Annotated in this window: 13 protein-coding genes and 1 pseudogene; 9 read left to right on the forward strand and 5 right to left on the reverse strand. The window is 67.9% G+C overall.

The features are described from left to right. Positions 1 to 179: 179 nt before the first annotated feature. The gene (locus tag ROP_RS31020) at positions 180 to 716 is read left to right on the forward strand and encodes a potassium channel family protein (RefSeq protein WP_015889957.1); all 537 of its coding nucleotides are present in this window, start codon (positions 180 to 182) and stop codon (positions 714 to 716) included. Here ROP_RS31020 and ROP_RS31025 read toward each other — a convergent pair. Next, positions 713 to 2,431, reverse strand: a complete 1,719-nt coding sequence (locus ROP_RS31025) for a TIGR03767 family metallophosphoesterase (protein ID WP_043825656.1) — start codon at positions 2,429 to 2,431, stop codon at positions 713 to 715. The genes ROP_RS31020 and ROP_RS31025 overlap by 4 nt on opposite strands. 230 nt (positions 2,432 to 2,661) lie before the next feature. On the opposite strand from ROP_RS31025, the gene groES reads away from it, so the two are divergent. Together groES and groL are read left to right on the forward strand one after the other, a co-directional pair. Continuing rightward, positions 2,662 to 2,961 carry a co-chaperone GroES gene (gene groES / locus ROP_RS31030; protein WP_003940763.1) on the forward strand — a complete coding sequence of 100 codons (300 nt, stop codon included), beginning with the start codon at positions 2,662 to 2,664 and terminating at the stop codon, positions 2,959 to 2,961. A 92-nt stretch (positions 2,962 to 3,053) separates the two neighbouring features. Beyond that, positions 3,054 to 4,667 carry a chaperonin GroEL gene (gene groL, locus ROP_RS31035; protein ID WP_015889959.1) on the forward strand — a complete coding sequence of 538 codons (1,614 nt, stop codon included), beginning with the start codon at positions 3,054 to 3,056 and terminating at the stop codon, positions 4,665 to 4,667. Between the two features lie 97 nt (positions 4,668 to 4,764). Here the strand turns inward: groL and ROP_RS31040 are convergent, their stop codons facing one another. The 3 genes from ROP_RS31040 to ROP_RS31050 all read right to left on the reverse strand — a co-directional run bounded on the left by ROP_RS31040 (position 4,765) and on the right by ROP_RS31050 (position 6,577). Then, positions 4,765 to 5,484, reverse strand: coding sequence for an anti-sigma factor (locus tag ROP_RS31040; protein WP_015889960.1), 720 nt, complete (start codon positions 5,482 to 5,484; stop codon positions 4,765 to 4,767). Position 5,485: 1 nt separating this feature from the next. Further along, on the reverse strand, positions 5,486 to 6,154 hold the full coding sequence (locus ROP_RS31045) for a sigma-70 family RNA polymerase sigma factor (protein WP_043825661.1): 669 nt from the start codon (positions 6,152 to 6,154) through the stop codon (positions 5,486 to 5,488). A 129-nt stretch (positions 6,155 to 6,283) separates the two neighbouring features. Then, positions 6,284 to 6,577 (reverse strand): WhiB family transcriptional regulator, encoded by a 294-nt coding sequence (locus tag ROP_RS31050; protein ID WP_005239766.1) that lies wholly within the window; start codon positions 6,575 to 6,577, stop codon positions 6,284 to 6,286. Between the two features lie 306 nt (positions 6,578 to 6,883). Between ROP_RS31050 and ROP_RS44365 the strand changes: the two are divergent. The 5 genes and pseudogenes from ROP_RS44365 to ROP_RS31070 form a co-directional block, all read left to right on the forward strand. Next, positions 6,884 to 7,069, forward strand: a pseudogene (locus ROP_RS44365) (MerR family transcriptional regulator); the annotation flags it as partial. Positions 7,070 to 7,189: 120 nt separating this feature from the next. Further along, on the forward strand, positions 7,190 to 7,837 hold the full coding sequence (locus ROP_RS44370; protein WP_231869078.1) for a transcriptional regulator: 648 nt from the start codon (positions 7,190 to 7,192) through the stop codon (positions 7,835 to 7,837). A 34-nt stretch (positions 7,838 to 7,871) separates the two neighbouring features. Next, a complete protein-coding gene (locus tag ROP_RS31060; protein WP_015889963.1) occupies positions 7,872 to 8,705 on the forward strand; it encodes a hypothetical protein in 834 nt (277 codons plus the stop codon). Between the two features lie 160 nt (positions 8,706 to 8,865). Further along, a complete protein-coding gene (locus ROP_RS31065) occupies positions 8,866 to 9,444 on the forward strand; it encodes a sigma-70 family RNA polymerase sigma factor (RefSeq protein WP_005239770.1) in 579 nt (192 codons plus the stop codon). Continuing rightward, positions 9,428 to 10,462, forward strand: a complete 1,035-nt coding sequence (locus tag ROP_RS31070) for an anti-sigma-D factor RsdA (RefSeq protein ID WP_015889964.1) — start codon at positions 9,428 to 9,430, stop codon at positions 10,460 to 10,462. The genes ROP_RS31065 and ROP_RS31070 overlap by 17 nt, the downstream gene beginning before the upstream one ends. A gap of 85 nt (positions 10,463 to 10,547) precedes the next feature. Here ROP_RS31070 and ROP_RS31075 read toward each other — a convergent pair whose 3' ends face one another. Continuing rightward, the gene (locus tag ROP_RS31075; protein WP_005239778.1) at positions 10,548 to 10,952 is read right to left on the reverse strand and encodes a DUF5319 domain-containing protein; all 405 of its coding nucleotides are present in this window, start codon (positions 10,950 to 10,952) and stop codon (positions 10,548 to 10,550) included. 222 nt (positions 10,953 to 11,174) lie between these two features. Here ROP_RS31075 and guaB point away from each other — a divergent pair, with 222 nt between their 5' ends. Beyond that, entirely contained in the window at positions 11,175 to 12,698 is a 1,524-nt protein-coding gene (guaB, locus tag ROP_RS31080) for an IMP dehydrogenase (protein WP_005239781.1), read from the forward strand. Positions 12,699 to 12,729 lie beyond the last annotated feature (31 nt).

A 12,729-nucleotide genomic window follows, 5' to 3' on the forward strand; every position in this document is an offset into this window, starting at 1 on the left:
GTGACCTGCTGTCTCTGCCGGAACGCCCCGTTCAGCGGGAATTCCCTGCCCGTTGAATCGGCGACTGTTATCTGAACGTTACAGAAAACAAACGGATTTCGCTCCCGGCTTCCGGCCACCGAAGACGAAGATGGCGCTCGATATCCGGTCTCACCTGCACAGTTGTCCGAAGGAATCTCATGCGACGCGCCAGCGATTTTCGCAACCTCACGAGAAGCGAGCGCCGCCGCCTCCTGCTGCGCGCATTCGTGCGCCCACTGGGCACCGTCATCCTGTGCGTGGTGCTCTACTTCATCCTGCCGTGGACCTCGCTCGGGGACGTGTCCGCGCTGCTCTTCCTGGTGGGTGGCCTGCTGGTCGTCGGCCTGGCGTCCGTCTGGCAGATCCGCCGGATCTTCCGATCCGACGTGCCTGCGCTCCAGGCGATCGAGGCGCTCGCCCTGATCCTGCCGCTGTATCTGCTCGGGTTCGCGGCAGGATATTGCCTGATGTCCGAAAGTGATCCGGGTTACTTCACCGAACCCCTCACACGCATGGGCGCGCTGTACTTCTCGCTCACCGTGTTCTCCACCGTCGGGTTCGGCGACATCGCCGCGACGACCGACCCGTCGCGAGCCGTCGTCAGTGTGCAGATCATCGGAAACCTGATCCTGCTCGGCGTGGGGATACGGTCGATCGTCGCGGCGGTCGACTGGGCTCGTAAGCGGCGGACCTAGCGACCCGACGCCAGCACCAGTTCGACGTTCCGGTCGACTGTCCCGCCGCCCAGGTCGGGGTCGGCGTGAATGTCGTTGAACGACAATTCCCGGTACAGCGATGCCAGCCCGAGCGGCGAGAGGTCGGTGTGGTCCACGGCGTACGGGCTGTCGGCCTCGAACAGCGTCGTGAGCAGCGACACGGTTCCGTCGACGTTGTCGACCACCTCGATGATCCGTCCGTGCTGGGGGAAGTCGATGTGCGAGGCCGTGTTGATCTCCCAGAACGACTGTTCCGGAGTGGATCCGGGCCACGGGGTGATCCGGTTCTCGTGGGTGTGTCCGTTCACCCAGGCGAGGACGTTCGGGAATCGGTGCAGCAGGTCCACCAGTCGCGAACCGCGGATCCGGGGTTCCGCCGGTGCGGCGGGGTCGGGGACGACGTTGTCCATGCTGCCGCTGGTGTGGTGGCTGAACAGGACGAACCAGGTGTCGCTGCGTGCCTGGGACACGGGGTTGCCCGCCGGGTCGTAGTACCGGCTGCTGCCGGCCGCCAGGGTGTCCTCGATCCACCGGAACTGCGCCGCGCCGAGCGAGCCGTCGACGAACCCCGCCCGGTTGGTGGAATCCATGCTGATTCCGACGACGCCGGGTGCGATCTCGAACGAGTAGTAGCCGATTCCGGTCTCACCGGCGTCGGGTGCGAAGCCGTGACCGGCCGGTCCGGGTCCGGTGTTGGCCGGGTCCAGGTGCGCGGCGATGAACTGGCGGGGCGTGAACGGTGCCCGCGCGGGGTCGGGCGTGACGACCCGCGGTGGTGTGGTGAACGCGGACAGCGCGCCGGGAATGGCGCCGGGGTCGAACTTGGTGGCGATGTCGACGGTCTTCGCCTGCTCCGGCGACCCGGGGACCTCGAATTTCAGCGAACCGGTGTACATGGCTTCGAGCGGAGGGATGCCGCTCGGGACGGTGCCCTCCACCGAGTCGTCGTGGTTGCCGAAGACGCAGTACCAGGGGGTGTTCAGGCCGGGGCTCGTGACGGGGGCGATCGCCGCGCCGAGCAGGCCGGGGATCTCGGGGAATCCGGCCTTCTTGTACATGTCCTGGATGGAGGACTCCGGGTTCCAGTACAGGTCCGCCCCGGAGTTCTGCACGCCTTCGTAGCGGTCGGGGGCGCCCGTGTTGGGGACGATGGTGCCGCCGTTGAGTGCGGTGAGGAACCAGCCGAGTTCGGCGAACTCCTTGTTGTCGGTGTTGTCGCCGGTACTCACGACCGCATCGAACGCGCGCTGGGTGTGCGGGCCCGACGCGAGGGCGTTGACGCGGGCGACCAGGGCGACGAGACCCTGCGCGGTGAGCGTCTCGTGCGGGCGGAACGCGGAACCGGTGAAGGGGTGTACGTATTCGAAGCGCATCGGGGACTGGGCGTCGACCAGGTGGACGTCGGTGAGCTGGACGAGCGAGGCGAGCGCGGTGCGCCGGTCCTCGCGCCCGCTGCGGGCCTCGGCGAGTTCGGTGCGGACGATCGTCGGCCACCCCGGTCCCGCGCCGAGTCTGCGGTAGCCCGAGCTTCCGAGGGGGACGGCCACCGCTTCGAGGGTGGTGCCGGCCCCTGAGGTCGGGAGCGGGGCCGCGCCCGCGTACTGCAACCCCCACGGACGTGCTCCGAACCCGACCGTCCCGATCGCCCCGAGCCCGGCAAACGTCAGGAATTTACGCCGATTCATGTCAGACACCAGAGGAACCTTAGGTGACGACCCCTGAGACAGGACGATATTCGGCGCGCCGCGATCCACCACCCCCTTCTCCTTGAGGGTTGGCACTCTCACGTATAGAGTGCCAAGTGGCGCCGATCGAGCTCCGGCACCCGCGACGACGGGGCTGTGTGAAGTGCCGTAAACGGAACACTCAAACAGGAGTCCGGAGAAGTCTCCGGATCCGCATACCCCAAAGTGGAGGGCTCATCGTGGCGAGCGTCAACATCAAGCCGCTCGAGGACAAGATCCTCGTCCAGGCCAACGAGGCTGAGACGACGACTGCCTCCGGCCTGGTCATTCCCGACACGGCCAAGGAGAAGCCCCAGGAGGGCACTGTCGTCGCAGTCGGCGAAGGCCGCGTCAACGAGCAGGGCAACCGCATCCCGGTCGACGTCAAGGAGGGTGACACGGTCATCTACTCCAAGTACGGCGGAACCGAGATCAAGTACGCCGGCCAGGAGTACCTGATCCTGTCGGCACGCGACGTGCTGGCTGTCGTCTCCAAGTAAGCCATACGTGATCCGCCCCGGAGTCCCCACAGGATCCCGGGGCGGAGTGCGTTCACGCGCGTAACCCTGAGATCCAGGAGAAGACAGAACACATGTCCAAGCAGATTGAGTTCAACGAGATCGCACGCCGGTCTCTCGAGCGTGGAGTCGACAAGCTTGCCGACGCGGTCAAGGTGACCTTGGGTCCGCGTGGCCGCCACGTAGTGCTGGCGAAGGCCTTCGGCGGCCCGACCGTCACCAACGACGGCGTCAGCATCGCCCGGGAAATCGAGCTCGAGGACCCGTTCGAGAACCTCGGTGCGCAGCTCGTCAAGAGTGTCGCCACCAAGACCAACGACGTCGCAGGCGACGGCACCACCACCGCGACCGTGCTGGCCCAGGCCATCGTGCGGGGCGGTCTGAAGAACATCGCCGCGGGTGCGAACCCGATGGCACTCGGCATCGGCATCAACGCCGCCGCCGACAAGGTCGTCGAGGCACTGCTCGCCGTCGCGAAGCCGGTGGAGGGCAAGAACTCCATCGCCCAGGTCGCGACCGTCTCCTCGCGTGACGAGGAGATCGGCGAGATGGTCGGAGAGGCGCTCACCCGCGTCGGCACCGACGGTGTCGTGACGGTGGAGGAATCCTCGACCCTGGCGACCGAACTCGTGATCACCGAGGGCGTCCAGTTCGACAAGGGCTACCTGTCGCCGTACTTCGTCACGGACCTCGACGCGCAGAAGGCCGTGTACGAGGACGCACTCGTGCTGCTGTACCGCGAGAAGATCACGTCGCTGCCCGACTTCCTGCCGCTGCTGGAGAAGGTTGCCGAGAGCGGCAAGCCCCTCCTCATCATCGCGGAGGACGTCGAGGGCGAGGTTCTCTCGACGCTCGTCGTCAACTCCATCCGGAAGACCATCAAGGCCGTCGCCGTCAAGGCGCCGTTCTTCGGTGACCGCCGGAAGGCGTTCCTCGACGACCTCGCCGTCGTCACCGGTGGCACGGTCATCAACTCCGACGTCGGCCTCACGCTGAAGGACGCCGGACTGGACCTGCTCGGCAGCGCCCGCCGCGTCGTGGTCAGCAAGGACGAGACCACGATCGTCGACGGCGCCGGAACCGACGACGACATCAAGGGCCGCGTCGCGCAGTTGCGCCGCGAGATCGAGAACACCGACTCCGACTGGGATCGCGAGAAGCTCGAAGAGCGTCTGGCGAAGCTGGCCGGCGGCGTCGCCGTCATCCGGGTCGGCGCAGCCACGGAGACGGACCTCAAGGAGCGCAAGTTCCGTGTCGAGGACGCCGTCAACGCCGCGAAGGCCGCGGTCGCCGAGGGCATCGTCCCCGGTGGCGGTTCCGCCCTCGTCCAGGCGAGCACCGAACTGGCCGACAACCTCGGTCTGACCGGCGACGAGGCCACGGGCGTCAAGGTCGTGCGCGAAGCCCTGCAGGCGCCGCTGTTCTGGATCGCCAGCAACGCAGGCCTCGACGGGTCCGTCGTCACCAGCAAGGTTGCCGAGCAGCCCAAGGGGCACGGTTTCAACGCGGCGACCCTCACCTACGGCGACCTGCTCGCCGACGGCGTCGTCGACCCGGTGAAGGTCACCCGCTCCGCGGTCGTCAACGCGGCCTCGGTGGCGCGGATGATCCTCACCACCGAGAGCGCCGTCGTCGACAAGCCGGCGGAAGAGGAAGAGGCTCAGACCGGTCACGGGCACAGCCACTAGGTTCTGCCACACGGCCGGTCGGACTTCCGACCGTTCAGCGAAGAAACCCCCGTGCGGATCACCGCGCGGGGGTTTCTTCTGTCCGGGCTGCGCCGGATCAGCTCAGTTGCAGCACCGCGAACGGCTCCGACGTCGGCTGCGGTGACCCGCCGGGCGGCTCGACGGTGACGGCCAGCTTCGACATCGACCCGACGTCGTCGAGGACGACGGGCGTGTTCGACAGCACGTCCGAAGGGGACATGATTCCGGCCGGCACCGGCGCGTCGCCCGATTCGGGCATCAACCACAGCTGGTACACGGTGTCGGCGCTGGGCGGGGCGACACCGTCCAGCACGAAGACCACGGCGTCCTGCGACTTCGAGTAGCTGGCGGTCGCCGACCCACCCGCCGTGATCTCGCTCGTCGACGAATGCATGTCGGCGGCATCGAGCACCTGCTCCGCGACGGTGGGTGACGGGCCTTCCGTGAGCTGCCGGACGATCACCGTGCCGCCGGCGAGCACGCCGACCGCTGCGGCAGCGGCGACGGCGATCTGCCAGCGCCGCCTACGGGAGCGGCGCGCGGCGAGCGAGGTCGGCGCGGGCGCCGAACGCCGGACTTCGTCGAGGACCCGAATCCGCACTCGCGGCGGCGGTTCGACAGCGCCCACCGCGCTCACCACCGCGAACGCTTCGCGGATCCGCCGCACCTCGTCGGTGAACATGGAACGGGTGTCCTCGTCGGTGCCTGCGAGATCGGTGTCGAGTTCGCGGCGCTCGCTGTCGTCGAGCGCGTCCAGTGCGTACGGGTAGGCCATGCCCACGAGTTCGTCGTTCATGTCACAGACCTCCCAGGCAGCCGCGAAGACGCGTCAGGCCGTCGCGGATGCGCGTCTTCACCGTCGACAGGGCGACCCCGAGCTGGGAGGCGACTTCCCGGTAGGTGCGGCCGTCGTAATACGCCATCGCAACGGACTCGCGCTGCATGTCCGTGAGCGAGTCGAGGCAGGCGAGCACCGATTGGTGCTCGAGCCGGCGCGTCACCTCCTCGGTGACGTGGTCGAACGGCCCCGCGATATTGGTGGTCTCGTAGAGGGATTCGCGGTCGGTGCCGGCCTGCTCCGAGCGCACGCGGTCGACGGCCCGGCGGTGCGCGAGTGTCATCAGCCACGACAGCACGGAACCCCGTGCCGGGTCGAAGTTCGACGCGGTGCGCCAGGCCTGGAGGAAGACTTCCTGCGTCGTCTCCTCCGCATACCCGGGGTCGCGCAGCACCCGCAGGACCATGCCGTGCACTCGGGCGCTCGTCCGGTCGTACAGTTCGGCGAACGCGTCGGCGTCCCCGTTCGCCACACGAGCCATGGTGTCGTAGAGTTCCGCGGATTCGGTGGCTCGGGCGCTGTGTGCCCCCGCCGCGTCCGCCGAACACACGTCTTCTGCCGGGGTACTGCCCTCGTGGTTCGTCACCGGCGCTCGTCTCGCTTCATCGAGAACCACGGTAGCGTGCATGTCCGCTCATCTCCTCCAGCCGGTAGGCATTCGGAGACCGAGTCGTCCTGGATGGGTGGCGAGGGGCCGATGTGACGCGAGGAACCCCCGCGCGGCGGCGAGGGTTCCCCGGTGAGTGTGGTCGAGCGGTCAAACGGCGATCCGGCCGCGTCTGTGCCGGGCATGCATCTCGCGTTCCGTTTCGGACATTCCACCCCAGATCCCGTACGGCTCGGACACACTCAGCGCGTGATTGCGGCACTGGGCGAGGACCGGGCAGCGTCTGCACATTTCCTTCGCACGGGTTTCCCGCTGGGCGCGGGCACGGCCACGCTCGCCGTCGGGATGGAAGAACATCGAGGAGTCGACTCCGCGGCACAGTCCGTGCATCTGCCAATCCCAGATATCCGCGTTCGGGCCGGGGAGGTGGTTGGGTGCAGGCATGTGGACTCCTTAGCTGCAAGCTCGCCTCGGGCGGCGAGCGGACCGTGGGCTCGACGTTCAAGCCGCTGAATCATTCACGTTGCTAACCGTAGAGTCGGTTCGGAAATCGCGTCAATAGTTGTTCACAGTGGGAATTTACATATCCCACGAGCTGAAAGTTAACCTGGAAAATATTTACTTTCCCGCGGTTCCATGTTTCCGTTTCGGGTTGAAAGACCTTGGGGCACGGGTAACGATGTGCGGGTGCCCCAGCCCGCGGAGCCTGAAACGCAGACCCCCTCCGGATCTCCGGACGAGGGACCCACGATGTCGGTATCTGCGCTGGCCAGAAGGCTCGGGGTGGCCCCGTCGACGCTCCGTACCTGGGACCGCCGCTACGGCATCGGCCCGTCCGTCCATCCGCAGGGAAGTCACCGGCGGTACACCCCGCGCGACGTCGCCCGGCTCGAATGCATGCAACAGGCTCTGGACGGTGGTGCAAACTCCGCGGAGGCCGCGAGATATGCGATTAACGCAATGGCTACATATTCGTCAGAAAGCGGCCTCCGGCCGGTTGGCGAAAATCTGGATGACAACTCGGTGAACGGGACGAAAACAGGCTCGTCGAACCTTTTGTCATCCTTTTCCGGCCTCGCCGACGCCGAGGCCGCCGTGCGCAATCTGTCGGGCGCATTGCTGGCGCGAGACGTCGTGACCATCCGCCGGATCGTCGCGCGAGCCGTCGCGGAGCGGGGATTCAGCTCCATGTGGACGACGGTGGTCACTCCGGTGCTGGAATGGGCGGACGAGGGCAGGAACTCCGACGTCGCCGCAGTGAGCGTCCGCGTCTTCGCCGAATGTGTCACGGGAATTCTGTCCACGATGACCCTGGATGCACCGATCGGCGGCGGTGGCCGGGTCCTGCTCGTGCAGGTGCCCGCGGACACGCCGGACGCGGTTCCCGCCGACCCGTACGGTCTCGAATTCCGGGCCCTGGGCGCGGCCCTGGCCACCGCCTCGGTGGACACGCGGATCGCGCTGCCGCTGTGCCGGTCGGCGTTGCTCGCCGCCGTGACCAACGCCGAACCGGACGTGATCGTCCTCTGGTTGCCGGCCGCCGGATGCGACGTCGCGTCCCTGCTGCGGGCGATCCGCCGCAGGCGCATCGGGCTGACGATGCTCGCGGGCGGTCCCGGGTGCCGGACACAGGCGCTGCCGCGGACGATCGCCGCGCTCGGCGCGCTGGATGCGGCGGTGGACGCCGTCGCCGCGGTCACCTGACCGGCAAGAGGCCGGGCGATGCGATGATCTCGGCGTGCCCGACTCCTCTCTCCGTTCCGCAGCCACGAATCGACTGATCCGCGCGGCGTTCGGCGCCGATCCCGGTGCGAGCCCGTTGCCGGATTCGGACGTCCCCGTCGAACGCTGGATGCGGGCGGTGGCGTGGGGCGCCCAGGGGCACTACGGCCGATCCCGCGCCGAACTGGACGCCCTGACGCGCGGAGGGGCCGCCGAACCCGCGGTCGTCTCGCTCGCCTGGAGCACGCGGGCGTCCTTGCTGAGACAACTCGGCTGGCACGCCGTGGCGTCCGGATTCGACGGCCGGGCCCTGGCGCTAGTCGGGACGGATCCCGGAGCCGCATTCGGTGTTCTCGCCGTGCAGGCGCGGTGCGACGCACTGACAGGACTCGCCGCCGACGCACTGGGGTGCGGCCGGCTCGCACTGGGCAGGCGGCTGCTCGATCGGTGCGCCGAGCACCTGGACGCGCACGACCTCGGCGCACTGTGGCGCCAGCACGTCCGGAGGCACTGGGTGAGCGCGGAGCTGTTTCTCGCGGCCGGGGACTTCACCGCGGCGCGCCGCCACGCCGAGACCGCGGCAGAAATTTCGGAGGCCGCCGGATCGGTGCGGCACCACGTCAAATCGGACCTGCTACGGAGCGCGTCGATGACGGGGGACTCCGATTCCGGTCCGGCGGCGCGGCTCGCGGCGGATGTGGTCGACCGTTGCGATCGGTACGGCCTGATACCTCTGAAGTGGGCGGCTGCGATGTTGCTCGGTGGTGTGACGTCCGACTCACGAGCGGAGACGGTGTGCAAGGAGTGCGAAGCCGTCATCAGGGCGCGAGGTGGGCACTTCCGAATCTGACTCCGCTGGTCGGCTGCCGTGGGGCCGGGTTGTTCACGAATCGGTGCGAATCCGGGCGAATACCGTTCGGTCCGCACCGTTACTCTTGGAGTGTTCCGCTGAGAGCGGGAGCACACCCATCGGGGGAGGTGCCACTGTAACGCCAGGATATTCAGCAACGATGACTAACACGAGCGAGGAGTTGGACTCCGCCGTCGCCGCTGCAACGCAGGGTGACCGGGCCGCTTTAGCTCTGGTCCTGGAAAACATTCGGCCCCTGGTTGTGCGTTACTGCAGAGCCAGGGTCGGTGCTGCGGAGAGGGGACAACTCTCCGCGGACGACGTGGCACAAGAAGTGTGCCTCGCCGTGATGACGGCCCTTCCTCGCTATGAGGATCAGGGCCGGCCGTTCATGGCATTCGTCTACGGGATCGCCGCGCACAAGGTCGCCGACGCGCATCGGAACTCCGCACGTAACAAGTCGGAGCCCGTCGCCGAAGTACCTGATGTCGTAGCCAACGACGACGGACCCGAACAACGGGCGCTGGACTCGGAAGCGAGCAGGCAGATGAACGAACTGCTGAGCACGCTGCCGGAAAAGCACCGGGAGATCTTGATCCTCCGGCTCGTGGTCGGTATGTCGGCGGAGGAGACGGCCGCGGCCGTGGGTAGTACCGCGGGAGCTGTCCGCGTGGCTCAACACCGAGCCATCGCGAAACTGAAAAAAGAAGTGACGAGGGCAGGTGAGAGGTTTGGCTAGGGGCATCAAGCGCAACGGCAATCCCGATGCCGATCTCCCAGGAGACGACGCACCGGTGGACGTCGCGGCTGTGCGCCGCGACGATGCGCTGATCGACGCGATCGCCGGTGGCGGTCCCGTCGCAACGGACTCGCCGGAGCAGTACGAGCTCGCGCTTCTGCTGACCAATTGGCGTGCCGACATCGTGTCGACGCCGATGCCGACCGGACCGCTGCTCGACGACGTGATCGCGGCGATCGACGCCTCGGACAACGCCCGTTCCGCACGCAGCGCCGCCCGCGGCAAGCTCCGGCTGTTGCGGCCCATCGCGGGCGCTGCCGCCGCGATCGCGGTCGTCATGGGCGGTGCCACCATCTTCTCGTACAACGCCGAACCCGGTGATCCGCTGTGGAGCGTCAAGTCGGTCGTGTTCAGTCAGCAGGCCGATTCGACGGTCGCGCAGATCGACACCACGACGCAGCTGCAGGAGGCCGAGCGGCTGATCGCCGCGGGTGACGCGGAGTCGGCGAAGAACCTGCTCGACGGCGCCGCCGACCGTGCCGGCGGGGTACGCGACGCCGACATGCGCAACGAACTCGACGTGTGGCGGGCGAAGCTGGCCGCGGAGGTCGAGAAGATCGCTCCCACCACGCCGCCGGCGACGACCACGCCGGGAACCACCACCGCGGACGCGACGACGCAGGCCACCGAACTGCCTGCCACCGTGCCGGGCACACCCGGTTCGACGACGGTGCCGGGAGCAGAGCTGCTGCCGGGAGGCCAGCTGCCCACGGATCTGCAGATTCCGGGGTTGCCGCCGATTCCGCTGCCGCAGCTGCCCACCCTGCCGCCGCAGCCGCCGCTTCCGCCCGAGACGATGCCGTCCACGAGCCCGGATCCGACGATCATGCAGCTGCCGATGCTGCCGACCGACAATCCGACGACGCAGCCGTCCACTCAGCAGCCGCCGCAGGAGCCGTCCACTGTGCCGCTGCCGACCACGACGACCACCGTCCCGGTGCTGCCGCCCACCAGCTAGCGGTCCGCCGGCCCTCCCGCACAGACCACTGTGGCCCGACACTTCGCGTGTCGGGCCACAGTGGTCTGTGTCGAGTTGTGCCGGATCAGGCGTCGAAGCCGTCTCCGTGCAGAGCGTCGTTCATCGAGGCGTCCGCGTAGCCGCGGCAGTAGTCCCAGGTGACGTAGGCCTCGGGTGTCGGGTCGTAGGCGGGCTCGTGCGGGCGCACGGTGCCGTCGACCAGGAGCTGGAGGAGGTTGGCACGGAGCATGTCCCAATCGTGGTAGTGATCTTGCTGGCAGTCTTCGCAGCAGACGACGAGCCCGCGGATCCCACGATGCGCCAGGAGCGCCTCGTACACGGCGAGGTCGGCCAGGTCTTCCTCCACCGCGAGACGCTCGTGGGGGTCGAGTGGCTGGCCGGGTTCGATCGCATCGAGAGCTGCGGACGGGTCGGCGGGGTCGCCGGCGAAGGGGTCCGGGGGCAGACCTGGAGGCAGTTGATCGCGCACAGCACCACGGTACGCAGGTCAGCCCGGTCTGCGCCAGCCGTTCGGCGTACGCCCAGCGTGGGTGGGCTCCGTGGCGATCGCGTCGAGCCGATATCATGGTGTGCGGAGCTGGGAATATCGATCGACGCTCCCGACTTTTCCCTGTAAACCGGATCGACGATCCGACTGTCCACAGACGGCGCCGCGGCGCTGCACCTATGTTCCATGGAGGGCCCGAACCGCATGACAAGTTCAGCAGGGCATGTACACACCGGCGGTGACGACCCGAACAAGGTCGCGATGCTGGGTCTCACGTACGACGACGTCCTGCTCTTGCCGGCGGCGTCGAATGTCATCCCCGGCCAGGTCGACACGTCCAGCCAGCTGACCAGGGACATCCGGCTGCGGGTGCCGCTCGTCAGCTCCGCGATGGACACCGTCACCGAGGCGCGGATGGCCATCGCCATGGCCCGCGCAGGCGGCATGGGCGTGCTGCACCGCAACCTGTCCGTCGAGGCGCAGGCCGGACAGGTCGAGACGGTCAAGCGGTCCGAGGCGGGAATGGTCACCGACCCGGTCACCTGCAAGCCGTCCGACACCCTCGCCGAGGTCGACGCCAAGTGTGCCCGGTTCCGGATCTCCGGACTTCCGGTCACCGACGCGGCGGGCCAGCTCGTCGGCATCATCACCAACCGCGACATGCGTTTCGAGGTCGACCAGAACCGCGCCGTGTCCGAGGTCATGACGAAGGCGCCGCTGATCACCGCCCAGGAGGGTGTCACCGCGGAGGTGGCGCTGGGTCTGCTGCGCCGCCACAAGATCGAGAAGCTGCCGATCGTGGACGGGCAGGGCAAGCTCACCGGCCTCATCACGGTCAAGGACTTCGTGAAGACCGAGCAGCACCCGGACGCCACCAAGGACCGCGACGGCCGGCTCCTGGTCGGTGCCGCCGTGGGTGTGGGCGACGAGGCGTGGAGCCGCGCAATGGCTCTCACCGACGCCGGGGTCGACGTTCTCGTCGTCGACAGCGCCCACGGCCATTCGGCCGGTGTGCTGGACATGATCTCCAAGCTCAAGGCCGAGGTCGACGAGCGCGTGCAGATCATCGGCGGCAACGTCGCCACCCGCAGCGGCGCGGCCGCCCTCATCGAGGCCGGTGTGGACGCGGTCAAGGTCGGTGTCGGCCCCGGCTCCATCTGCACCACCCGCGTCATCGCCGGTGTCGGCGCCCCGCAGATCACCGCGATCCTCGAAGCGGTCGCCGCGGCCAAGCCGCACGGGGTGCCGGTGATCGCCGACGGCGGCCTGCAGTTCTCCGGCGACATCGCGAAGGCCCTCGCGGCCGGCGCGTCGACGGCGATGCTCGGTTCGCTGCTCGCGGGTACCGCGGAGTCGCCGGGTGAGCTGATCCTGGTGAACGGCAAGCAGTACAAGAGCTACCGCGGCATGGGCTCGCTCGGCGCGATGCAGAGCCGCGGGGCCGCGAAGTCGTATTCCAAGGACCGCTACTTCCAGGACGACGTGCTGTCCGAGGACAAGCTGGTCCCGGAGGGCATCGAGGGCCGGGTCGCGTTCCGCGGTCCGCTGTCCCAGGTCACACATCAGCTCACCGGTGGTCTGCGGGCCGCCATGGGCTACACGGGAGCGTCGTCGATCGAGGAACTGCAGAACGCGCAGTTCGTGCAGATCACCGCTGCGGGTCTGAAGGAGAGTCACCCGCACGACATCACGATGACGGTCGAAGCTCCCAACTACACCGCTCGCTAGCAACCAGTCACGATTCACGAGAAAGGGGCGC

It is taken from the genome of Rhodococcus opacus B4 (assembly GCF_000010805.1).
Taxonomy (GTDB): Bacteria; Actinomycetota; Actinomycetes; order Mycobacteriales; family Mycobacteriaceae; genus Rhodococcus_F; species Rhodococcus_F opacus_C.